The sequence below is a fragment of the Streptomyces sp. 7R007 genome (assembly GCF_054850255.1).
Genome location: NZ_JBTWMV010000045.1, coordinates 16,533 through 38,159, shown reverse-complemented (window position 1 = coordinate 38,159; position 21,627 = coordinate 16,533). Strand labels below are relative to the sequence as shown.

Annotated in this window: 19 protein-coding genes and 1 pseudogene; 11 read left to right on the top strand and 9 right to left on the bottom strand. The window is 73.1% G+C overall.

Annotated features, from left to right (window positions below; all coding sequences use genetic code 11):
• Window positions 1–57: 57 nt before the first annotated feature.
• Window positions 58–723 (top strand): bifunctional 4-hydroxy-2-oxoglutarate aldolase/2-dehydro-3-deoxy-phosphogluconate aldolase, encoded by a 666-nt coding sequence (gene eda / locus ACYF6T_RS35965; protein WP_461701820.1) that lies wholly within the window; start codon window positions 58–60, stop codon window positions 721–723.
• On the opposite strand, the gene ACYF6T_RS35960 is transcribed toward eda, so the two are convergent.
• The 3 genes from ACYF6T_RS35960 to ACYF6T_RS35950 are packed head-to-tail and all read right to left on the bottom strand — an operon-like array spanning window position 711 to window position 3,855.
• Window positions 711–2,264: a bifunctional RNase H/acid phosphatase gene (locus tag ACYF6T_RS35960; protein ID WP_461701819.1), complete on the bottom strand. Its 1,554-nt coding sequence runs from the start codon at window positions 2,262–2,264 to the stop codon at window positions 711–713. The two genes, eda and ACYF6T_RS35960, sit on opposite strands and share 13 nt — an antisense overlap.
• Window positions 2,265–2,275: 11 nt before the next feature.
• Window positions 2,276–3,019, bottom strand: a complete 744-nt coding sequence (locus ACYF6T_RS35955) for a zinc ribbon domain-containing protein (RefSeq protein ID WP_461701857.1) — start codon at window positions 3,017–3,019, stop codon at window positions 2,276–2,278.
• Window positions 3,016–3,855, bottom strand: coding sequence for a Nif3-like dinuclear metal center hexameric protein (locus ACYF6T_RS35950; protein WP_461701818.1), 840 nt, complete (start codon window positions 3,853–3,855; stop codon window positions 3,016–3,018). The genes ACYF6T_RS35955 and ACYF6T_RS35950 overlap by 4 nt, the downstream gene beginning before the upstream one ends.
• A gap of 199 nt (window positions 3,856–4,054) precedes the next feature.
• Between ACYF6T_RS35950 and ACYF6T_RS35945 the strand changes: the two genes are divergently transcribed.
• Together ACYF6T_RS35945 and ACYF6T_RS35940 are read left to right on the top strand one after the other, a co-directional pair.
• Window positions 4,055–5,200, top strand: coding sequence for a hypothetical protein (locus tag ACYF6T_RS35945; RefSeq protein ID WP_461701817.1), 1,146 nt, complete (start codon window positions 4,055–4,057; stop codon window positions 5,198–5,200).
• Window positions 5,201–5,295: 95 nt separating this feature from the next.
• Complete coding sequence (locus tag ACYF6T_RS35940; RefSeq protein WP_461701816.1) at window positions 5,296–5,448, top strand: hypothetical protein; 153 nt, start codon at window positions 5,296–5,298, stop codon at window positions 5,446–5,448.
• Between the two features lie 47 nt (window positions 5,449–5,495).
• On the opposite strand, the gene ACYF6T_RS35935 is transcribed toward ACYF6T_RS35940, so the two are convergent.
• From ACYF6T_RS35935 to ACYF6T_RS35925, 3 genes are read right to left on the bottom strand one after another with little or no spacing between them, the layout of a single operon-like run.
• Entirely contained in the window at window positions 5,496–6,470 is a 975-nt protein-coding gene (locus tag ACYF6T_RS35935; protein WP_461701815.1) for a 3-oxoacyl-ACP reductase, read from the bottom strand.
• A 29-nt stretch (window positions 6,471–6,499) separates the two neighbouring features.
• Window positions 6,500–7,576, bottom strand: a complete 1,077-nt coding sequence (locus ACYF6T_RS35930; protein ID WP_461701814.1) for a Zn-dependent alcohol dehydrogenase — start codon at window positions 7,574–7,576, stop codon at window positions 6,500–6,502.
• A 29-nt stretch (window positions 7,577–7,605) separates the two neighbouring features.
• Entirely contained in the window at window positions 7,606–8,478 is an 873-nt protein-coding gene (locus ACYF6T_RS35925) for a MaoC/PaaZ C-terminal domain-containing protein (protein WP_461701813.1), read from the bottom strand.
• A gap of 196 nt (window positions 8,479–8,674) precedes the next feature.
• On the opposite strand from ACYF6T_RS35925, the pseudogene ACYF6T_RS35920 reads away from it, so the two are divergent.
• Window positions 8,675–8,881 (top strand): annotated as a pseudogene (locus tag ACYF6T_RS35920) (ABC transporter ATP-binding protein); the annotation flags it as partial.
• 360 nt (window positions 8,882–9,241) lie between these two features.
• Window positions 9,242–10,450 (top strand): sensor histidine kinase, encoded by a 1,209-nt coding sequence (locus ACYF6T_RS35915; protein ID WP_461701856.1) that lies wholly within the window; start codon window positions 9,242–9,244, stop codon window positions 10,448–10,450.
• On the opposite strand, the gene ACYF6T_RS35910 is transcribed toward ACYF6T_RS35915, so the two are convergent.
• Window positions 10,428–11,969, bottom strand: a complete 1,542-nt coding sequence (locus ACYF6T_RS35910) for an alpha-L-arabinofuranosidase B (protein ID WP_461701812.1) — start codon at window positions 11,967–11,969, stop codon at window positions 10,428–10,430. The genes ACYF6T_RS35915 and ACYF6T_RS35910 overlap by 23 nt on opposite strands.
• Before the next feature lie 288 nt (window positions 11,970–12,257).
• Here ACYF6T_RS35910 and ACYF6T_RS35905 point away from each other — a divergent pair, with 288 nt between their 5' ends.
• Entirely contained in the window at window positions 12,258–12,890 is a 633-nt protein-coding gene (locus tag ACYF6T_RS35905; protein WP_461701855.1) for a response regulator, read from the top strand.
• Between the two features lie 24 nt (window positions 12,891–12,914).
• Here the strand turns inward: ACYF6T_RS35905 and ACYF6T_RS35900 are convergent, their stop codons facing one another.
• Entirely contained in the window at window positions 12,915–14,351 is a 1,437-nt protein-coding gene (locus ACYF6T_RS35900) for an MFS transporter (RefSeq protein ID WP_461701811.1), read from the bottom strand.
• 75 nt (window positions 14,352–14,426) lie between these two features.
• Window positions 14,427–15,617, bottom strand: coding sequence for a lipid-transfer protein (locus ACYF6T_RS35895; protein ID WP_461701810.1), 1,191 nt, complete (start codon window positions 15,615–15,617; stop codon window positions 14,427–14,429).
• A gap of 161 nt (window positions 15,618–15,778) precedes the next feature.
• Between ACYF6T_RS35895 and ACYF6T_RS35890 the strand changes: the two genes are divergently transcribed.
• The 5 genes from ACYF6T_RS35890 (at window position 15,779) to ACYF6T_RS35870 (ending at window position 21,624) form a co-directional block, all read left to right on the top strand.
• Window positions 15,779–17,515, top strand: a complete 1,737-nt coding sequence (locus tag ACYF6T_RS35890; protein ID WP_461701809.1) for an MFS transporter — start codon at window positions 15,779–15,781, stop codon at window positions 17,513–17,515.
• 550 nt (window positions 17,516–18,065) lie between these two features.
• Window positions 18,066–19,040 carry an AraC family transcriptional regulator gene (locus tag ACYF6T_RS35885; protein ID WP_461701807.1) on the top strand — a complete coding sequence of 325 codons (975 nt, stop codon included), beginning with the start codon at window positions 18,066–18,068 and terminating at the stop codon, window positions 19,038–19,040.
• 85 nt (window positions 19,041–19,125) lie between these two features.
• Complete coding sequence (locus ACYF6T_RS35880) at window positions 19,126–19,776, top strand: class I SAM-dependent methyltransferase (RefSeq protein ID WP_461701806.1); 651 nt, start codon at window positions 19,126–19,128, stop codon at window positions 19,774–19,776.
• Between the two features lie 22 nt (window positions 19,777–19,798).
• Window positions 19,799–20,770 (top strand): N-acetylmuramoyl-L-alanine amidase, encoded by a 972-nt coding sequence (locus tag ACYF6T_RS35875; protein WP_461701805.1) that lies wholly within the window; start codon window positions 19,799–19,801, stop codon window positions 20,768–20,770.
• An 83-nt stretch (window positions 20,771–20,853) separates the two neighbouring features.
• Window positions 20,854–21,624, top strand: a complete 771-nt coding sequence (locus ACYF6T_RS35870) for a DUF5336 domain-containing protein (RefSeq protein ID WP_461701804.1) — start codon at window positions 20,854–20,856, stop codon at window positions 21,622–21,624.
• The last annotated feature ends 3 nt before the right edge of the window (window positions 21,625–21,627 follow it).

Below are 21,627 nucleotides of genomic sequence, written 5' to 3'. Positions count from 1 at the left end.
GTTGCATTCTCCGCAACGTCCTTTGCGCATGCTGCACCCCTTGGGCAGGATGACGCCATGCCTGCCTCCCCGCCCCCGCCCCCTCCTTCGCCCTCGCCCGCGCCTTCGCTGCTGGACCTCGCGCCCGTCGTGCCCGTCGTCGTCCTGGAGGACGCCGCGGACGCGGTGCCGCTCGCCCGGGCGCTGGTCGGCGGAGGGCTGCCGGCGATCGAGGTGACGTTGCGGACGCCGGCGGCGCTGGAGGCGATCCGCGCGATCGCCGGGGACGTGCCGGAGGCGGTGGTGGGGGCCGGGACGGTGATCACGCCGGAGCAGGTGCGGGCGTCGGTGGACGCCGGGGCGCGGTTCCTGGTCAGCCCGGGGTGGACGGACGTACTGCTGGAGGCGATGCGGGAGTCGGGGGTGCCGTTCCTGCCGGGGGTGTCGACCACGTCGGAGGTGGTGGCGCTGCTGGAGCGCGGGGTGCGGGAGATGAAGTTCTTCCCGGCGCAGGCGGCGGGCGGTACGGCGTATCTGCGGTCCCTGGCCGGGCCGTTGCCGCAGGCGCGGTTCTGTCCGACGGGCGGGATCGGGGCGGCGAACGCGGCCGAGTATCTGGCGCTGCCCAACGTCGGCTGTGTGGGCGGCACCTGGATGCTTCCGGCGGACGCCGTGGCCGCGCGGGACTGGGCGCGGGTGGAGGCCCTGGCCCGCGAGGCGGCCGGGCTGCGTCAGCGCAGGTGAGAGGTGTCGTTGAACAGACGGACGCTCGCGTTGCCGTCGGCGTAGTACGCCACCGCCGACAGGGAGGCGGCCGAGAGTTCCATGCGGAACAGGGACTCCGGCGGGGCGCCCAGCGCGAGGCGGACGAACGTCTTGATCGGCGTGACGTGGGAGACCAGCAGGACCGTGCGGCCCGCGTAGGCCGCGACCAGCTTGTCCCGGGCCGCGGCGATCCGGGTCGCCGTCGCCGCGAAGCTCTCGCCGCCGCCGGTGGGTTCGGCGTGCGGGTCGGCGAGCCAGGCGTTCAGGTCGCCGGGGTGGCGCTCGCGGACCTCGGCGAAGGTGAGGCCCTCCCAGGCGCCGAAGTCGGTCTCACGCAGGCCGTCGTCGATGCTCACGTCGAGGCCGAGGTGGCGGGCGACGATGGCGGCGGTCTCCCGGGTGCGGGTGAGCGGGGACGCGACGATCGCCTCGATGGTCCCGCGCCGGGCCAGCGCGGCGCCCACCCGCTCGGCCTGCTCCCGCCCCACGTCGGACAGGGAGGGGTCGGTACCGCCGCTGCCGGAGAACCGCTTCTGCGGCGTCAGCGGCGTCTCCCCGTGCCGCAACAGCACGAAGGTCGCCGGCGCTCCCATGTCGGCGGGCGCCCACCCGGGCGACGCGACGGCACGAGCGGCCCGCCGGTCGGCGTCGGCCTTTGCGGCAGTGCCACCCAGCCCCTCCGCAGCCCCGCGACGGGAAGAGCCGGAGCCTGACGAAGGGGCAGCGCCGGAAGCAGGCGGCGCAGACGAAGACACGCCGGAAGAGGAAACGCCGCCAACAGCCACCGCGGCGGACGAAGACGCGCCACGCGCAGGAACCGCAGGCGAAGACGCGCCGCCGGCAGGAATGACAGGCGAGGACCCGCCGCCGACAACCACCGCAGCGGACGAAGACGCGCCACGCGCAGCAACCGCAGGCGAAGACGCGCCGCCGGCAGGAATGACAGGCGAAGACCCACCGCCGACAACCACCGCAGCCGACGAAGACCCGCCACGCGCAGCAACCGCAGGCGAAGACCCGCCGCCGGCAACCGTCGCAGCGGACGAAGACGCGCTGCGGGCAGGGGCGGTGGGTGTGGCGGGTGTGGGATCGAGGGGTGTCCACTGCTCGCCCCGGGCTCCCGCGTCCATCGCCTCGTTGGCCAGGCGGTCCGCGTGCCTGTTCTGCTCGCGCGGGATCCACTCGTACGTCACCCGGTCGGCCGGGAAGACGCGTCCCGCCTCCAGGGCCAGGGGCTTCATGTCGGGATGCTTGATCTTCCAGCGGCCCGACATCTGTTCCACGACCAGCTTGGAGTCCATGCGCACGTGGACCGCCGCGGACGGGTCGAGGGCGTGGGCGGTGCGCAGGCCGGCCAGCAGGCCCCGGTACTCGGCGACGTTGTTCGTGACGACGCCCAGGTACTCGGCCGCCTCCGCCAGCACCTCCCCCGTCGCCGCGTCCCGCACCACCGCCCCGTACCCGGCCGGCCCGGGGTTGCCCCGCGAGCCGCCGTCCGCCTCGACGATGAACTCCCGCACGGCGCCGCCCTCTACAGGCCCGACTCGGCCGTGCGCACCAGGATGCGGCGGCAGTTCTCGCAGCGCACCACCGTGTCGGGGGCCGCCGCGCGGATCTCGTTGATGTCGGTGATGGACAGCTCCTGGCGGCAGCCCTGGCAGGTGCGCTGGTACAGCTTGGCCGCGCCGATGCCGCCCTGCTGCTCGCGCAGCTTGTCGTAGAGCTTGAGCAGGTCGGCCGGGACGGCCGCCGCGATGACCTCGCGCTCCTTGGTCACCGTCGCCACCTCGGCGTCGAGCGCCTCGAACGCGGCGTCCCGGCGGGCGGTCGCGTCGTCGATCTTCGCCTGTACGGAGGAGACCCGCTCGGTGAGCTCGGCGACCCGCTCCTGCGCGGACTCCCGGCGCTCCATCACCTCCAGGACGACGTCCTCCAGGTCGCCCTGCCGCTTGGCGAGGGAGGCGATCTCGCGCTGGAGGTTCTCCAGGTCCTTGGGCGAGGTGATCGCGCCGGAGTCCAGGCGCTGCTGGTCGCGGGCGGCGCGCTGGCGCACCTGGTCCACGTCCTGCTCGGCCTTGGTCTGCTCGCGGGCGGTGTCGCTCTCCTCGGTCTGCGCGGCGACGAGCAGGTCGCGCAGCTGGGTGTGGTCCTTGGTCAGCGACTCGATCTCGGCGTGCTCGGGCAGGGACCGACGCTTGTGCGCGAGCTGCTGCAGGCGTACGTCGAGGTCCTGGACGTCGAGGAGTCGGATCTGGTCGGCGGGCGCGGCGTTCAGTTGGGGGCTCCAGGTGAAGGGGAGTGACTGGTCCAGGGGTCGGTGACCGTCTTCGAGACGTGGACGCGCAGGTCCCAGCCGTGGCGGTCGGAGATCTCGTCGAGCTGGGCGGCGGCCAGCTCGCACCAGGGCCACTCGGTGGCCCAGTGCGCCGCGTCGAGCAGCGCGAGGGGGCTGTGGGCGACCGCTTCGGACGCCGGGTGGTGGCGCAGGTCCGCGGTGAGGAAGGCGTCGACGCCGGCCGCGCGGACCTGGTCGAAGAGGCTGTCGCCGGAGCCGCCGCTGACGGCGACCGTGCGGATCGTCGCCTCCGGGTCGCCGGCCACGCGGACGCCCTGCGCGGTGGCGGGCAGGCGTGCGGCGGCCCGCGCGGCGAACTCGCGCAGGGGCAGCGGGTGGTCCAGTTCGCAGATCCGGCCCAGGCCCCGGCGGCCCTCGGGGTCGGTGGGGTCCGGTACGAGGGGTCGTACGACGCGCAGGTCCAGCGCGCCGGCCAGCGCGTCGCTGACGCCCGGGTCGGCGGTGTCGGCGTTGGTGTGCGCCACGTGCAGCGCGATGTCGTTCTTGATCAGGGTGTGCACGACCCGGCCCTTGAAGTGCGAGGCCGCCACCGTCGTCGTACCGCGCAGGTAGAGCGGGTGGTGGGTGACCAGCAGGTCGGCGCCGAGCTTCACGGCCTCGTCGACGGTCTCCCGCACGGGGTCGACGGCGAACAGGACCCGGGTGACCTCCTGGTCGGGGTCGCCCACGACCGTGCCGACCGCGTCCCAGGACTCGGCCCGCTCGGCGGGCCACAGGTTCTCCAGCGCGGCGATGACTTCAGACAGACGGGGCACGGGGAAAAGGCTACCTGGCTGATCTGTACGGCTGAACCGGTGCCGACCGGCGGGGCACGTCCCCGGCCACCCTCAGCACATCCACCCCGGCCCCCTCAGGCGAATCGTTCCTGTACCACCCTTATGTGTGAAGCGTGCGCCCCATGGTCCCCCGGCCGTGCGTGCGAAAACTAGCTTCGTGGCCGGAGGTGACCAGACCATGACGGCCTGTGCGATCGAGCCCGAGGCTGCCCCCGAGGACGGTGCGCCGCGGGCGCAGTGCGTGATCACCGCGGACGGCGCCTACGCCGCCCGGCTCGCCCTGGACGGCGGCTGCTGGTTCCCGGAGCGCTGGACGCTGGACGGACCGGAGCCGTACGCCGTGCCGTTGCCGGGCAACCAGCCGGAGGAGCCCGGCACCGAGGTGCAGCCGATGGGCGACGGGCGGGTGCTGATCCGGCGGGTGGCGGAGGGGCGGCACGTCTTCTCGCTGCTGTACCCGACCGGACCGGGCACGGGCGAGGTGCTGATCGGCGCGATCGAGTGCCCGGACGAGGGCGACCGGCTGTGGCTGCTGCCGCCGGCGCCGGGCGGCGCGACGGCGTACGCCCTCGCCGTGGGCCGGCGCTCCAGCGCGCTGTGGCTGGTGGTGGGCGGCGCCTTCGGGCCGGAGCGGCTGGCGGAGATCCCGGGGCGCTGCTCGGGCGGGGTGTGGCTGGACCGGGCGGGGCGGATGCTGGCGCTGGACCGGGAGGTCGGCGGGCGGACCAAGACGGTCGTCCTGGACCTGGGGCGGGACGCCGAGGTGTCGCCGCTGCTGCAGATCGCCGACGGCAGCGACGACCGGCTGCTGCTCGCCGATCCGGACAGCGGGCTGCTGCTGATCGGCTCGGACGCGCCCTCGCCCGGGCGGGAACGGCTGGGCTGGGGGGTGCTCGGCAGCACCCTGCCGGTGCGCTTCCCGGAGTGCCTGCGGCTGCCGGAGTGCACGGTGACGCCGTTCGCGATCCAGCCGGGGCAGGTGCTGGTGCCGGAGAGCTGCGGGGTGGCGCTGCGGGTGGACGGGCCGGTCGGCAGCTGGGTCGGCGTGTGGCGGCCGGACCGGCGGCGGGTGCGTCATGTTCCGGCGCCCGCGGGGTGGTTGACCGGTGCGGGGCTGTGGACGGAGGAGGGGGTGCTGCGGTTGCCCTACGCCACGGACGAGGTGCCGTGCGGGGTGGCGCGGGTGGAGGCGGTGTGGGGGGAGCCGCGGGAGACGGTGCCGGAGGAGCCCGCGCCGGCACCGGAGGCGGAGGCCGCGAAACCCGCCGCGCCCCGTCCCGTGCCGTTGCGGGAGGCGCCGCTGGGACGGGTTGTAACGAACTAGTGCCGGTTGGCATGGGCTCCTGGATTCCGGGTGAGGTGTGCTGGGTACACTCGCCGGGCTGTAAGAAAGATCATGTTGACGGGGTGAATTCTTCGATGAGCGACGCCAGCACCACTCAGCCGCCGCGCACCGACACCGAGGACACCGGCCACGGCCGGCACCGGGGTCCGGTCTCGGCCCACGACAGCGAGGCGGCCCCGCGCGGCCGTCACCGCAAGGTGGCCGAGGAAGCCGAAACCGCGGCCTGACGCGACACGGCCCCGGAACCCCGCGAGGGTCCGGGGCCGTGGTGTGTCTAGCCCCGTTTCAGGGCCAGCACCTCCGTCGCCGCGAACGTCTCCTCGGGTGGGTGGTGGGCGTAGTGCGGGGTGAGGACGGCGTCCAGCTCGTCGTAGGTGAAGGTGTCCTGTGTGCTGTCGAACTTCGCCCGTACGCGCGGCCGTTCGACGATCGCCACCATCCCGCCGTGGACGACGAGCAGCTGGCCGTTGATCCGGGCGGCGGCCGGGGAGGCCAAGTAGCCGACGAGGGGGGCGACGTGCTCGGGGGCGAGCGGGTCGAGGCCGTCGGCCGGGTGTTGGAGGCCGGCGAAGACGTCCTCGGTCATGCGGGTGCGGGCGCGCGGGCAGATGGCGTTGGCCGTCACGCCGTACTTGGCCAGCGCGAGGGCCGTGGAGGTCGTCAGGCCGACGATCCCCCCTTTCGCCGCCGCGTAGTTGGGCTGTCCCGCCGACCCGGCGAGGAACGCCTCCGACGAGGTGTTCACGATCCGCCCGTGGACCGGGGCGCCCGCCGCCTTGGACCGCGCGCGCCAGTGGGCGGCGGCGAAGCGGGTCGTGTTGAAGTGCCCCTTGAGGTGGACGCGGATGACGGAGTCCCACTCGTCCTCGGTCATGGAGAAGACCATGCGGTCGCGCAGGATGCCCGCGTTGTTGACCAGGATGTCCAGCCTGCCGAACTCGGCGACCGCCAACTCCACCAGTTCCCCGGCCTGTTGGTGGTCGGCGACGTCCCCGGTGTGGGCGACGGCCCGGCCGCCGGCCTTGCGGATCTCGGCGGCGACCTCCTCGGCGGGCCCGGCGGAGGCCGCGCCGGAGCCGTCCCGGCCGGGCTGCCCGTAGTCGTTGACGACGACGGCCGCGCCGAGCCGGGCCAGTTCGAGCGCCTCGGCCCGGCCCAGACCGCGCCCCGCGCCGGTCACGACGGCGGACAGCCCCTCCAACGGCCGTGACGCGTCCGGTGACTGTGACTCGTCCGGTGACTGTGACACGTCCGGTGGCTGCGACACGGACACCCCCGTCAGATCTCGATGCAGGTGCGCAGGGCGGTGCCGGTGCGCATCTGGTCCAGGGCCTCGTTGATGTCGGCCAGCGGCACCCGGTGGGTGATCAGGCCGGCCAGGTCGATGCGGCCGGCCCGCCACAGGGCGATGGTGCGCTCGTAGGAGCGCAGCACGTCGCCGCCGCCGTACATCGAGGGCAGGATCCGCTTCTCGTCGAAGAACAGCTCGAACATGTTGAGCTGGAGGAAGTCGTCCATGGCGCCCGCGCCGACGACGACCAGTGTGCCGCCGCGCCGGGTGTTCTCGTACGCGGTGCGGGCGGTGGTCGACCTGCCGACGACCTCGAAGACGTAGTCGAAGCCCTCACCGCCGGTGACCTGCTGCTTGGCCTCGGGCAGTTCGTCCGGCGAGACGGCCTTGGTGGCGCCGAACCGCAGCGCGGACTCGCGGCGCGAGACGACGGGGTCGACGGCGACGATCTCGGCGGCGCCCTTGAGCCGCGCCCCCTGGATCGCGGAGATCCCGACGCCCCCGCACCCGATCACCGCGACCGACGAACCGGCCTCCACGTCCGCGGTGTTGAGCGCCGCGCCGAGCCCGGTGGTGACCCCGCAGCCGATCAGCGCGGCGATGTCGAAGGGCACGTCGTCCGGGATCGGCACCGCGCTGCCGGCGTCGACGACGACCTCCTCGGCGAAGGTGCCGGTGCCCGCGAAGCCGAAGACGTCACCGCCGGGGCGCTTGAAGTTGGGGGTGCCGGCGTTCATGAACCCGGCCAGGCACAGCTCGGTCTGGCCGCGCCGGCACGCCGGGCAGGTGCCGCAGGCCGGCAGCCAGCAGACCACGACCCGGTCGCCGGGCTTGACCCGCGTGACGCCGTCGCCGACCTCCAGCACCTCGCCCGCGCCCTCGTGCCCGGGCACGAACGGCGCCGGCTGGGGCAGTACCCCGCTCATCGCGGACAGGTCCGAGTGGCACAGCCCCGTGGCCCGCACCCGGATCCTCACCCTGCCGGGCCCGGGGCCCACGGCCTCGATGTCGTCGTGGACTTCGAGCTTGTCCTGGCCGATCTCGTGCAGTACGGCTGCGCGCATGGTGCGGCTCCCCTCAACTGCCTGCTGGATCAAGAGTGTTCGACGATCGTGTCGGCGAGGACGGGCGCGTCCCTCTCGGCGGCGCTGACGGCCACCCGCACGGAGCCGACGGAGCCGACGGAGCCAGTGGAGCGCCACATCCGGATGCGCAGGGTCTCCCCCGGATAGACCACGCCCGCGAACCGGGTCGCGTACGAGCGCACCCGGCCGACGTCCCCGTCCAGCAGCGTGTCCACGACCGCCTTCAGCGTCATGCCGTAGGTGCACAGCCCGTGCAGGATGGGCCGGTCGAACCCGGCGAGCTTGGCGAACTCGGGGTCGGCGTGCAGCGGGTTGAGGTCGCCGGAGAGGCGGTAGAGCAGGGCCTGGTCCTCGCGGATCGGGCGCTCGACGGTCCGGTCGGGGTCGCCGGCGGGGGGTTCCGGGCGGGTGGAGGGGCCGCGGTCGCCGCCCCAGCCGCCCTCCCCCCGGACGAAGATCTGCGCGTCGCTGGTCCACAACGGCCCGTCCTCGTCGGCGACTTCGGTGCGCAGGACCAGGAGGGCAGCCTTGGTCTTGTCGTACACGGCGGCGATCCGGGCGGTGGCGGTGGCGGTGCCCCGGACCGGGATCGGGCGGTGGACCTCCAGGCTCTGACCGCCGTGCAGGACCTTCGCGAGGTCGACGTCGACGCCCGGCATGGACAGCCCGCTGATCACGCCCGGGGAGCCCGCGCCGGCGACGGTGGCGAAACTCGGCAGCACGTGCAGCCGGGACTCCAGGGTGTAGCGCAGCTCGTCGGGGTCGGTGGCGGGCAGGCCGGCGCCGATGCCGAGGTGGTAGAGCTGGACGTCCTTGGCGGTCCAGGTGATCTCGCCGGTCCGGGGCTCGGCGGCGAGGGCCTTGGCTGCGTCGATGGGCATGGGGCTCCTGAAGGTGGCGACTGAAGACCCCGGTGCGGCCGTCCGCACCGTCGGCCGCACCGAGGTCGCTGCGGGCCGATCTAGAACGCGTTCCAGTCCGGCGCCCCTTGTATAGCCCAGGGCACCGCACTTGTGAAGGCTCCTGACGCCGTGTCAGGTTGCCCGGCCGTGACATTTGTACTGCCCGAGTCCGTACATGCGCATCTGCCGGGCGGCGACGCGGATTCGTAGCGTCGTAGGCATGACACAGGACAGCGCACCAGCCGTCTCCTGCACGGGAGCGGTCAAGAGTTCCGGCACCGCACGGGCCGTCGACGGCGACGACGTGACGATCGCGCCCGGTGAGACGGTCGCGCTCCTCGGACGCATCGGCGCCGGCAAGTCGACGGCCATCTCGCTGCCGCTCGGCGTGAACGAACCGGACTCCGGGGCGGCGGAGCTGTTCGGCGCGCCCCCGTCGGCGGCGGTACCGGCCGGCCGGGTGGGCCCGATGCTCCAGGAGGCGCCGGCCGTGCCCGGGGCACCGTGCGCGAGCCGGCCGCCTTCGTCGCCGGACGCCACCCGGCACCGATGCCCCTCGCGGCGCGGCCTGCGGTTCCCGGACCTGCTGTTTCGCGCGGCTCGGTGGCTCGGTCGCCGAGGGACGGGCGCCGGCTCCCGTCACGATCGCCGTGCTGGGGCTCTGACTGCCGGCGTTCGCTTCGTACGCTGTGCTGTCGTACCGGCGGTCCGCGCGGACCGTCTGGATGGGGGGGATCGAGAGATGACCAGGCTGTGGAGCAGGACCCACCGGCGGGGCCGGTGCGACGACCGTGACAAGGAGCTGGAGAACCCCGGTCCGCCGCCCACCGGTTTCTCCCTCCTGCCCTGGCTGCTGATGGGGCTGGGGTCCTTCTCCAACATCTTCCAGGGCAAGACGCCCAACCCGTGGATCGGCGCCGTGGGCCTGCTCGTCTTCAACTCCCTCTACGTCTACGTGGTGTTCCGTGCCTTCGACCGGCGCAAGCGCGAGGCCCGCGCGACCTGGCTGGCGCTGGCCCTGATGGCGGTGGTGACCTGCGGCCTGGGCGCCGGCTACGGCGGGAGCTGGCTGTACTTCTTCCCGCTGCTCGGCCTCGCCACCGGCGCGGTGGTGCGGGGGCCGCGGCTCCGGGCGGCCGGGCTCACGGTGACCGCGCTGGCCACGACGGTCGCGGTCTCCCGGGCCGGCTGGGACGCGATCGGCATCGCCTACGGGACGTTCCTGTCGACCGTCGTCACCGCGGCGATCCTGTCCCTGTCCGAGGCGGTACGGGAACTGCGCGCCGCCCGCGAGGAGTTGGCCCGCAGCGCGGTGGAGCAGGAACGCCTGCGCTTCTCCCGCGACCTGCACGACCTGCTCGGCCACACCCTGTCGGTGATCGTGGTGAAGTCGGAGGCGGCCCGCCGGCTCGCGCCGCGCGACCCGGACGCGGCGCTCGGCCAGATCACCGACATCGAGTCGGTGGGCCGGCAGGCGCTCACCGAGATCCGCGAGGCGGTCACCGGCTACCGCGAGGGCAGCCTCGGCACCGAACTGGACCGCGCCCGCTCGGCGTTGACGGCCGCCGGCATCGAACCCGCCGTACGCCGCTCGGGCCCTCCGCTGGCGCCGCGCACCGAGGCGCTGCTGGGCTGGGTGGTGCGCGAGGCGGTCACCAACGCCGTACGCCACAGCGGCGCGACCCGCTGCGAGATCGCCGTGGAGGGCGGCCCCGAGCGGGTCCGGCTCACCGTCGCCGACAACGGCACCGGCACGGGCGCCGGCCCGGAGCTGCCGGGCGTGGGCGGCACGGGGCTGATCGGGCTGACCGAGCGCCTCGCGGCGGCGGGCGGCTCACTGCGGGCGGCCCCCGCGCCGCGCGGCGGCTTCACGGTCACCGCCGAGCTCCCCGTGGAGCCCGGCGGCGCGCCCCGGGACCCGGCCCTGGCTACGGCGCCCAGGGCGAGGTGACCACCCAGCTGACGTCGCTCGCCCAGGACGTGGCGCTGTCCCAGGTGTTCGAGCCGCCGTTGCTCGCTATGTAGACGGTGTGGTTGTAGTGCCGCAGGTACCGGGTCGGGTAGTTGTACGAGGCGAACGACGTGCCCGTGCCGCTCTTGCCGGTCGTCGGGCAGAACGTCGCGTCCTGTCTGAACTGCGTGGTGCCGACCATGGGCTGGCGGTAGAGCTGGTAGTTGTAGTGGCGCAGGAAGTCGCCGGGGTAGTTGCGCGACTCGAAGGAGACGCAGGAGCCGTCGGCCAGACCGCGGCGGACGATCCAGGTGGCGTCGTTCTTGTCCAGCGTCGAACTGCTGGACGTGATCGGTGAGATGACGGCGTTGTTGTTCTGGTGGCGGATGTAGTCGGTCGTGCAGCAGGAGGTCGTCGCCTGCAGCGAGATCTCCGAGCCGGGGGTGAGCGAACCGGTGGAGCCGGTCGCGCCGCCGTAGCCGACGGAGACGATGTCGGCCTGCACGGCGTTGTCGGCGGCGTCCGTGGGGATGCCGGAGGTCATGACGCCCTCGAAGAAGGAGCCGATGGAGCCGTTGCTGTTGTCGCCGCCGGTGCCCAGCACGATCGCGCCCTCCTGGTGCATGGGCGAGTAACCGGCGGCGTTGGTGGGCTCACTGCCGGAATAGGTCGTGGTCAGACCGCCGGATTGGGCGTTGCCCCATTTCAGTGCGAAATGGTCCTGGCCGTTGTTCTTCAATAGCGCCGTCACGAACGGCAGCGCGCCCGTGCCCGTGTTGGAGGAGTTGGTGCTGTAGCCGAGGTTGGACTGGAACAGCCCGTTCTCCAGGTCGGCCTGCACCCACGGCCCCTGGCCGTAGCAGGGCGAGAACCAGCACTCGGTGCCGAAGTTGATCGCGTCCATGTGGCCGTTGCCGGTGTCCATGTTGTTCGTCTCGGCGTTGCCGTAGTCGAAGCAGCAGCTGCCGTTGACGTGGGTGCCGGAGGTGACCATGTACATCCCCTCGGCGCCGCCGTTGGTGGCCACGCCGGAGGTGGAGTTGTCCCGGTAGCCCATGCCGGCCGAGATCTCCAGGCCGTAGACCTGGTGCCCGCCGACGGTCACCGGCAGGGCGTCGGCGGGTGCGCCGACGTCGGCCGCGCCGGCCCCGCCCGCGCCCTCGACGGTCAGGTCGTTGTGGCGCGAGGACTGGTCGTAGATCTTGGTGATGATGCAGGTGGTGCCGGAGCAGAAGGAGTCCTGGGCGGCGGCGTTGGCGTAGCCGCCGGTCGCCAGCAGCCCGATGTCCTTGGTGGCGCTGTCGGAGGCGCGCTGCACCTGGTAGAGCGAGCCGCCGTAGGAGGAGTACAGCGCCCGCACGAGGCTGTGCGCGGCGACGCAGGGGGTGCCGGCGGCGGCGTAGACGTCACAGGGCAGCGAGCTCGCGGCCTGGGCCTGGGGGACGCCGACGGCCAGCGCGAGGACGGTGACCAGCGCGGAGAGCGCGGCCAGGAGCGCGGTTCTGAGTCTGGAGAACACGGTGCACCTCTTTGACGGTCGTGGGGCAGTGCGGGGTCTGCTTGTGCCGTGAGAGCCGGTCGCCTTGCGTTGTCGTGCCGTGTCGTGCTGTGCCCTGCCGTGCCTGGTCTTGCTTGGTCGAAATACCGGACACTGTTCGATCGAAATACCGAACCTATTCGACGGTGAAAATGCCGGGCATTCGGGAATTGCAGAGGCGATTGTTTGCGCGCCCCGGCAGGGCGTCAAGACCCGCGGCGTCGACCAATAACCACTCTTTGAATTGGCTAGTCTTGGACCGTGAACGAGATGCCCCGGGATCACCGGCCGTCGAAGAGCGTGCGGGTCCTGCTCGCCGAGGACCAGGGAATGATGCGCGGCGCCCTCGCCCTGCTGCTCGGCATGGAGGCGGACATCGAGGTCGTCGCCCAGGTGGGGGCCGGTGACGCGATCGTGGACGCGGCGCTGGCGCACCGGCCCGACGTGGCCCTCCTCGACATCGAACTGCCGGGCCTGAGCGGCCTGGAGGCCGCCGCCGAACTCCGTGAGCAGGTGCCCGACTGCCGGGTGCTGATCCTGACCACCTTCGGCCGCCCCGGCTACCTGCGGCGGGCCATGGAGGCCGGAGCCGCCGGCTTCCTGGTGAAGGACGGCCCGGTGGAGGAGCTGGCCGCGGCGATCCGCCGGGTGCTGGCCGGCGAGACGGTGATCGACCCGGCCCTCGCCGCCGCCGCGCTCAGCGCCGGGCCCAGTCCGCTCACCGCCCGCGAGTGCGACGTCCTCAAGGCCTCCGCGGACGGCGCGACCGTCGCCGACGTCGCCGCGAAGCTGCACCTGTCGGAGTCGACGGTGCGCAACTACCTCTCGTCGGCCATCGGCAAGACGGGCACCCGCAACCGCACGGAGGCGATCCGGGAGGCACGGCAGCAGGGGTGGCTGTGAACCCCGGCCGGCTGAACGGCCGCCTCAGCGACCGGAGTTCGCCGGGCGCGGCCGGGGCAGCCACACCGCCGTCAGCACCGCCCCCACGAGCAGCACCCCCGCCCCCGTGCGGAACACCAGCGCGTACCCCTCCGTCAGCACGCGGGGCGTGTCACCGCCCCCCGTGCGCGTCGCGGCGATCGTCGACATGACCGCGAGCCCGAGCGAACCGCCCATCGTCCGCGAGGTGTTGACCAGCCCCGACACCAGACCGGCCTCGCCCGGCGCCGCCCCCGACGTGGCGAGCGCGGCCAGCGGGGTCGCCGCCAGACCGGCGCCCAGCATCATCAGGATGCCCGGGAACATGATCTCGGTGAGGTAGTCGCCCGCCGGCGTCATCGCCGACTGCCAGCCGAAGCCCGCCGCCGCCACCAGTGCCCCGAGCGCGGCCACGTTGCGCGCGCCGATCAGCGGCATGAAGCGGGGCGCCGCCTTGGAGCCGACGAGCACCGCGAGGGAGCTCGGCACCAAGGCGAGACCGGCCTCCAGCGGGGTGTAGCCGAGCACGTTCTGGGCGTACAGCGTCATGAAGAACCACATGCAGAACATCGCCGAACCGCTCAGGAACATCGCCGCGTTGGCCGACGACACCGCCCGCAGCCGGAACAGCCGCAGCGGCATCAGCGGTGCCGCCGTACGCGCCTCGACCATCAGGAACCCGGCGACGAGCAGCAGCCCGGCGCCCAGCGGCACCAGCGTGTCCGGCGCCGTCCACCCGGCGGCCTCGGTCTGCGAGATGCCGTAGGCGAGCGTCCCGAGCCCCGCCGTCACCAGCACCGCGCCCGGCAGGTCCAGCCGCCGCCCGCCGCCGGTGCGGCTCTCCGTCAGCCGGCGCAGCGCGCCCACCAGCACCACCGCCCCGACGGGCACGTTGATCAGCAGCACCCACCGCCACGACAGCCAGTCCACCAGCGCCCCGCCGACGAGCCCGCCCGCGGCTCCGCCGCCCGCGCCGACCGCGGTCCAGGTGGCGATCGCCCGTGCCCGCGCCGGCCCCTCCGGCACGGCGGCGGTGAGGATGGTGAGCGTCGAGGGCGCGAGCACCGCCGCGCCGAGCCCCTGCACCGCCCGCGCGACCAGGAGCTGGCCGCCCTCCTGGGCGAGCCCGCCGCCGAGCGAGGCCAGCGTGAACAGGGCGAGCCCCACCAGGAACATCCGCTTGCGGCCGTACAGGTCCCCGGCCCGCCCGCCGAGCAGCATGAACCCGGCGAAGGCGATCGCGTAGGCGTTCACCACCCATTGCAGGCCCGACGCGCTCAGCCCCAGGTCGGCCCGCATCGACGGCAGCGCCACGTTGACGACGGACACGTCCAGGACGACCAGGAACTGCCCGGCGCAGGCGAGCGCGACCACCAGCCAGGTGGGGGGCGCGGTACGGACGGGGGCCCGGGTGACGTCGGCGGCTTCCAGCATGCCTGTCATGCTCTCAACCGCGGGACACTCCTGGCATCGGAATTTGGACCTACGACTCCTCACGCCACGGCCCGCGTCACCCTCCTACCCCACGGTCCGCAGCATCGTCACCACCGCCGCCCCGCCCAGCCCGATGTTGTGCGCGAGTCCCACCCGTGCCCCGGCCACCTGCCGCTCCCCCGCCGTCCCCCGCAACTGCCACACCAGCTCGGCGACCTGGGCGATCCCGGTGGCTCCCAGCGGATGCCCCTTGGAGATCAGCCCGCCGGAGGGGTTCACCACCCAGCGCCCGCCGTACGTGGTCGCCCCCGACTCCACGAGCTTGCCGGACTCCCCCTCCCCGCACATGCCGAGCGCCTCGTAGGTCAGCAGCTCGTTGACGGAGAAGCAGTCGTGCAGCTCCACGACGTCCACGTCCCCGATGCCGAGCCCGGCCCGCTCGTACACCTGCCGGGCCGCCTCCCGGGACATCGGCTGCCCGACGACGTCGACGCAGGAGCCGGAGGCGAAGGACTCCTCGGTGTCGGTGGTCATGGCCTGCGCGACGATCTCGACGAGCCCGGTCAGCCCCCGTTCCCGCGCGAACCGCTCCGAGACCACCACGGCCGCGGCCGCCCCGTCGGAGGTCGGCGAGCACTGGAGCCTGGTCAGCGGCCGGTGGACGACGGGGGAGGCGAGGATGTCGGCGACCTCGTACACGTCCCGGAACTGCGCGTACGGGTTGTGCGCCGAGTGCCGGTGGTTCTTGGCGGCGACGGCGGCGAGCTGCGCCTCGGTCGTGCCGTACCGCTCCATGTGCTCGCGGGCCGCGTCGCCGAAGATCTGGGCGGTGGGCGGGGTCGTCTCGAAGCCGTGCCGGGCGGCCATGATCCTGTAGTGCCGGGCGACCGGCGAGGCCGAGAAGTCCCCTTCGTCGGCGCCCGAGCCCAGCGAGCCCCTCTTCATCTTCTCGAACCCCAGGGCCAGGACGCAGTCGGCCGACCCGCCCTCGACGAGCTGCCGGGCGAGCATCAGCGCCGTCGAACCGGTCGCGCAGTTGTTGTTGACGTTGTAGACGGGAACGCCGGTCAGGCCCAGTTCGTACGCGGCGCGCTGGCCGGCGGTGGAGGGCTGGAAGCAGTAGCCGACGGTAACCTGTTCCACCTCGCCGTAGGCCACCCCGGCGTCCGCGAGAGCGGCACCGCCCGCCTCCCGCACCATGTCCCAGTACTGCCGGTCACGGGATTCGGGCTTCTCGAACCTGGTCATGCCGACGCCTGCCACGTATGCCCTCATGGGCCGCGAGACTAGAACACGTTCCACCAACAGACCAGCCCCTGACGGATGATCAGAAACCCATGAGCCGGTCAAGGATTCGTTAGAGACCCGAAGCAACGGAATAGTTGCCCATGCATACGAGGTTTACCCAGCACTTATCTCACTGGAGGCCTCACCTCATGACCCACACGACGAACGACCAGCCCGCCCGGAGAGCGAGCGGGGCCGTTGTCCCGGTGCTCGCCTTCGCGGGCATCGTTGTCGCGGTGATGCAGACCCTGCTCGTCCCGGTCATCAAGGACCTGCCGCAACTGCTGGACACCGCCCCCAGCAACGCCACCTGGGTCCTGACCTCGACCCTGCTCTCCGGCGCCGTCGCCACCCCGATCATGGGCCGCCTCGGCGACCTGTACGGCAAGCGGCGCATGCTCGTCCTCAGCATCGCGCTGATGGTGGTGGGCGCCCTGGTCAGCGCCTTCACCAGCACGCTGCTGCCGATGATCGTAGGCCGTACGCTCCAGGGCTTCGCGATGGGCGCCATCCCGCTCGGCATCGGCCTGATGCGCGACATGCTGCCCCGCGAGAAGCTCGGCTCGGCGATGGCGCTGATGAGCTCCTCGATCGGCGTCGGCGGCGGACTCGCGCTGCCGCTCGCGGCACTGGTCGCCCAGCACGCCGACTGGCACGCCCTCTTCTACGGCGCCGCCGGACTCGGCGCCCTGTCGATCCTGCTCACCCTCCTCGTCGTACCGGAGTCCCCGATGCGCGCCGAGGGCTCCTTCGACCTGCTCGGCGCGCTCGGGCTCTCCGCCGGACTGGTCCTGTTCCTGCTGCCGATCACCAAGGGCAGCGACTGGGGCTGGACGTCGGGCAGCACCCTCGGCATGTTCGTCGCCTCCGCCGTCATCCTGGTCCTGTGGGGCGTGTACGAACTGCGCGGCAAGGCCCCCCTGGTCGACCTGCGCACCACGGCCCGCCCGGCCGTCCTCTTCACCAACCTGGCCTCGATCATGGTCGGTGTCTCCTTCTACGTCGTCTCGCTCGTCCTTCCCCAGCTGCTACAGCTGCCGAAGGCGACCGGCTACGGGCTCGGCCAGTCGATGGTCGTGGCGGGCCTGCTGGTGGCCCCGCTGGGCCTGACGATGATGTTCACGGCCCCCGTCTACGCCCGCCTGTCCGCCAAGTACGGCCCGAAGGTCACCCTGATCCTCGGCATGCTGATCATCGCCGTCGGCTACGGCGCGGGCCTCGGCCTGATGAGCGCGGCCTGGCAGAGCCTGGTCATCGCCGTCGTCCTGGGCGCCGGCATCGGCCTCGCGTACTCCTCGCTGCCCGCGCTGATCGTCGGCGCGGTGCCGGCCTCGGAGACGGGCGCGGCGAACGGACTCAACACGCTGATGCGGTCCATCGGTACGTCCGTGTCGAGCGCCGTCGTCGGGATGGTGCTGGCGAACACCGCGAACAACGTCGGCGGCGTCGCGATCCCGACCATGCACGGCTTCCGGGTCTCCTTCCTCATCGCGACCGGCGCGGTGGCCGTCGGCCTGCTGATGGCGCTGTTCCTGCCGAAGCCCGACCGCGCGCCGCGGCTGCGGGTGAGCAGCGAGGAGGAGGCCAACATCGAGCGCGCCGAGGAGGCGCTGCGCGGCTTTAGGGGCCGGGTCCTGGACGCCGACGGCGCCCCGGTCGCCCGCGCCAAGGTCACGCTGATCGACCGGCGGGGCCGCCAGGCGGGCGCGACGCTCTCCGCGGAGGACGGCAGCTACGCGCTCGCCGTGCCGTCCGAGGGCGCGTACGTCCTGGCCGCCCGCGCCACCGGCCACGCACCGCTGGCCTCGGCGGCGACGCACGGCGGCGAGGAGCGCCCGGTCGACCTGGACCTCTCCCTGCCGGGCGACTCGGTCACGACCCACTGACGCACCGAGCACAACGGCTCCTTCCCGCCCCAGCCCAGGGCAGGAGGGAGCCGTTCGCCATGACGGCCCCCGGGCTCGTGACCGGCGGTTCCGACGCCCCGACCCGGTGCGTCCGCGCGCCACAGGCGGGGGCCGGGCCACGAATCGATCACGCGCCGGCCAGCGCCGAGCAGCCGATGCACCGGCCGGCCGCCCGACGCCCTTACGGTGAGCCGGACGACCGACCAGCCACCCGGCCCCCCACCGCGAGCCAGGCCGCCCATCAGCCACCCGACGGAAGTGGGAGCCGCCCCACCCACCAGCCGACGGCGTGCCCGCCTGGTGGCCAGGCCCGGACCGGCCTCTCGGTTTTCCGGCCCCCAGGACCGCGGCCGGCGGGTCTGAGCCCCGCCTGTCCGGTCCGGCATCAGCTCTCCGGTCCGGCATCAGCTCTCCGCCCCACCCGGCACCCAGCCGGCCCGACCCGCCCCCACCAGCATCCCCACCACCTCCCGCCCCCTCCCCACATGCGAAAATGTCGCCGCCCGGACGGACGCGGGGAGGAGGCAGGATGATCGGGACCGTTTTCCGGAGTGCGGACGTGCCCGTGGAGGAGCGGTTCGAGCGGTGGCGTGAGCTGCTCAGCCGTACCCGCTCCCCCAGCGACATCAGCAGCGACCACGCGGCCGACTTCTGGGCCGAGCACCGGCTCATGGAGCTGGGCCCGGTCACCGTCGGCACGACGGCGTTCCTGCCGACGCGCTACCGGCGCGGCCCGAAGCAGGTGCGCCGGTCCGACCCCGAGCTCTACCACCTCACGCTGCTGCTCGACGGCGGCCTGGCGCTCGACCACGCGGACCGCAGGAGCCTGTTCGGCCCGCGCGACCTGCACCTGGCCGACAGTTCGCAGCCCTACGACCTGCGGTCGCGGACCGGCGGCGGGATCGTGAAGGGCGTGGCGGTCGACTTCCCCAAAGCCCTGCTGCCCCTGCCGGCGCACCGGGTGCGGGAGTTGCTGGGCCGGCGCCTACCCGGCCAGGAGGGCGTGGGCGCGCTGCTGGCGGACTTCCTCACCGGGCTGGACCGGCAGGCCGACGTCCTGCGGCCCGCGGACGGGCCGCGCCTGGGGACGGTCGTACTCGACCTGCTGACGGCGCTGCTCGCCCAGCTCCTGGAGGCGGAGGCGGCGCTGGAGCCGGAGGCCCGCGGCCGGGTCACGGCCCAGCAGATCCAGGCGTTCATCCGGCGCAACCTCCACGACCCGGACCTGACCCCGCGCACGATCGCCGCCGCGCACTACATCTCCGTCAGCTATCTGCACCGCCTCTTCCAGCAGCAGGCGGACGGCGAGACCGTCGCCGCCCAGATCCGCGCCCAGCGCCTGGAAGGCGCCCGCCGCGACCTGGCCGACCCGGCGCAGCGGACCACGCCGGTGCACGCCGTCGCCGCCCGCTGGGGCATGCCCCGGGCCTCGGACTTCACCCGCGCCTTCCGGACGGCGTACGGCGTGTCACCGATGGAGTACCGGCGCTCTCACCAGGGCTGACCCCCCGCGTGGCTCGTCCCTCCCCCATACGGCAGCATGAAGCCCGCACCGCACCCGCCTCCCGCCCCCTACCGAAAGGCCCCCCATGCCCGCGGCACCCAAGCCGGAGATCCTGGCCGCGTTCGAGGCCGCGAAGGGGTTCATGCCCGTCGATGAGGGGCTCGCGCTGTACGCGGCCGCCGTCGAGGCGGGCGTGCTCGGGCTGCCCCTGCTGGAGGTCGGCACGTACTGCGGCCGCTCCACCATCCTGCTCGCCGACGCGGCCCGCGAGGCCGGTGTGACGGCCCTGACGGTCGACCACCACCGCGGCAGCGAGGAGCAGCAGCCGGGCTGGGACTACCACGACCCGCAGACGGTCGACCCGGAGATCGGCCTGATGGACACGTTGCCCACCTTCCGCCGCACCCTGCACCGGGCCGGTCTGGAGGAGCACGTGGTGGCCCTCGTCGGCCGCTCCCCGCAGATCGCCTCGATCTGGAACTCCCCGCTGGGCCTGGTCTTCATCGACGGCGGCCACACCGACGAGCACGCCGGCGCCGACTACGAGGGCTGGGCCCCGCACGTCGCCGAGGGCGGCCTGCTCCTCATCCACGACGTCTTCCCCGACCCCGAGGACGAGTTCACCGGCCAGGCCCCGTACCGCGTCTACCTGCGGGCCCTGGCGTCCGGCGCCTTCACGGAGGTCTCGGCGACCGACTCGCTGCGCGTGCTGCGGCGAACGGGAGCAGGGATCTGACGGCCCGGTTAGAGTCGCAGACGTGTCGTACGTAGGCCCCGAATTCGATCCGCCGCAGACCCGCCGTCACCGTCGCGGCCCCCTGACCGTCGCGCTCGCCGCGCTGGTGCCGGGGGCGTTGCTGGGGTGGCTGGTGTACGAGGTGGTGGGCGGGTCGGGCGGCGGTCCGGACCGTCCGGCGGGGGCGTCCTCCGCGTCGTCGGGCGGCCTGTTCTCCTCCGCCGCCTCCGTCTCCCCCACCGACGACGACAAGCAGGCCGGCAGCCCGGCGCCCACCCTCGCCTCGCCGACGTCCTCCGCGCCCGTCGCCTCCGGCTCACTCAGGGGCAAGGTCGTCGTCATCGACCCGGGGCACAACCCCGGCAACTTCCGGCACCCGGCCGAGATCAACCGCAAGGTGAACATCGGCACGAACTCCAAGGAGTGCGACACCACGGGCACGTCCACCAACGCCGGTTACACGGAAGCCCGGTTCACGCTGGACGTCTCGCACCGGCTGAAGGCGCTGCTGGAGAAGCAGGGCGCGACGGTGAAGCTGACCCACGACAACGGCTCCCCGTCCTGGGGCCCGTGCGTCGACGCGCGCGCCCGCATCGGCAACGCCGCCCACGCCGACGCCGCGATCTCCATCCACGCGGACGGCTCGGCGGCCGGCAACCGCGGCTTCCACGTCATCCTGCCCGGCGCGGTGCACGCCGGTGCGGCCGACACCCGCGCGATCGTCGCCCCCTCCGCCTCGCTGGGCGAGCAGGTCGCGGGCGCCTTCCTGCGGGCGACGGGCGAGCCGCCGTCCAACTACATCGGCGGTGGAACCGCTCTCGTCACGCGGAAGGACCTGGGCGGTCTCAATCTGTCAACGGTTCCCAAGGTGTTCATCGAGTGCGGCAACATGCGCGATAGCAAGGACGCGGCACTGCTCACCAGCGGCGCCTGGCGGCAGAAGGCGGCGCAGGGGATCTCTGAGGGAATCGTGAGTTTCCTGCGCGCTTCGTGATCGTCGGGCCGATCCCGAGGGACGCTCCGCTCGGGCGGACGGTAGTGTCTACCGACGACGAGACGACCTACGAAGGACCTGAAGTGAACATCCGCTCCCTCAACCGAGGCGACGGCGTGGTAATCGGGGCAGCGGTGTTGCTGTTCATCGCGTCGTTCCTCAAGTTCTACTCCGTCGACGGGTACAGCCTGGACGCGAACGCGTGGGACGACCTCGGCACCGGCCTGGGTCTCTACATGGGCGGAGTCATCGGTGCCGCCCTGATCGTCGTCAACCGCTGCCTCCCCCAGCCGCGCAAGATCGCCGGCCTGGACCTCGGGACGGTAGGCACGGCGTTCACGGTCCTCGTCGCCTGGGCCCTGTTCTGGACGCTGGTGGACGTGCCCACCGGGGGCAGCGCCGCGGCCGGTCTCATCCTCGGCTTCATCGCCGCCCTGGTCCTGGCCGGTGCCGCCATCGCCACCCCGCTGGTCCCCGCCCTGCAGGCCGGGCTCGTCCCGGAGCCCAAGCCGCAGGCGCCGCAGCCCTACGGCGGTCAGCCGTCCGGCGGTTACGGCTACCCGGGTGCCCAGCAGCAGCCGTACGGCGGTCAGCCGCAGGCCGGCCAGCCCTTCGGCGGTGCCGGGCAGCCGCAGCAGCAGGCGCAGCCGCCCGCGGAGTTCTCGCCGTTCTGGTTCGCGGTGCCCGTACCGCGGCCGCTGTTCGCGGAGGACGGCTCGCCCACCCCGATCGCCGAACTCGCCCCCGGCACCTGGTACCTGGCGGTGGAGCAGCGCGGTCCCGGCCTCGTCGCCCAGACGCAGGACGGCCGCCGTGGCGTGCTCCAGGACACCTCGGGCATCCAGCGCGGCTGACGC

Coding starts and splice junctions, on each gene's coding strand:
- ACYF6T_RS35930 (WP_461701814.1), bottom strand. CDS start 7,576: ATGCGCGCAGCCGTACTGCACGAGATCGGCCAGGACAAGCTCGAAGTC.
- eda (WP_461701820.1), top strand. CDS start 58: ATGCCTGCCTCCCCGCCCCCGCCCCCTCCTTCGCCCTCGCCCGCGCCT.
- ACYF6T_RS35940 (WP_461701816.1), top strand. CDS start 5,296: ATGAGCGACGCCAGCACCACTCAGCCGCCGCGCACCGACACCGAGGAC.
- ACYF6T_RS35945 (WP_461701817.1), top strand. CDS start 4,055: ATGACGGCCTGTGCGATCGAGCCCGAGGCTGCCCCCGAGGACGGTGCG.
- ACYF6T_RS35895 (WP_461701810.1), bottom strand. CDS start 15,617: ATGAGGGCATACGTGGCAGGCGTCGGCATGACCAGGTTCGAGAAGCCC.
- ACYF6T_RS35885 (WP_461701807.1), top strand. CDS start 18,066: ATGATCGGGACCGTTTTCCGGAGTGCGGACGTGCCCGTGGAGGAGCGG.
- ACYF6T_RS35880 (WP_461701806.1), top strand. CDS start 19,126: ATGCCCGCGGCACCCAAGCCGGAGATCCTGGCCGCGTTCGAGGCCGCG.
- ACYF6T_RS35915 (WP_461701856.1), top strand. CDS start 9,242: ATGACCAGGCTGTGGAGCAGGACCCACCGGCGGGGCCGGTGCGACGAC.
- ACYF6T_RS35925 (WP_461701813.1), bottom strand. CDS start 8,478: ATGCCCATCGACGCAGCCAAGGCCCTCGCCGCCGAGCCCCGGACCGGC.
- ACYF6T_RS35905 (WP_461701855.1), top strand. CDS start 12,258: ATGCCCCGGGATCACCGGCCGTCGAAGAGCGTGCGGGTCCTGCTCGCC.
- ACYF6T_RS35890 (WP_461701809.1), top strand. CDS start 15,779: ATGACCCACACGACGAACGACCAGCCCGCCCGGAGAGCGAGCGGGGCC.
- ACYF6T_RS35900 (WP_461701811.1), bottom strand. CDS start 14,351: ATGACAGGCATGCTGGAAGCCGCCGACGTCACCCGGGCCCCCGTCCGT.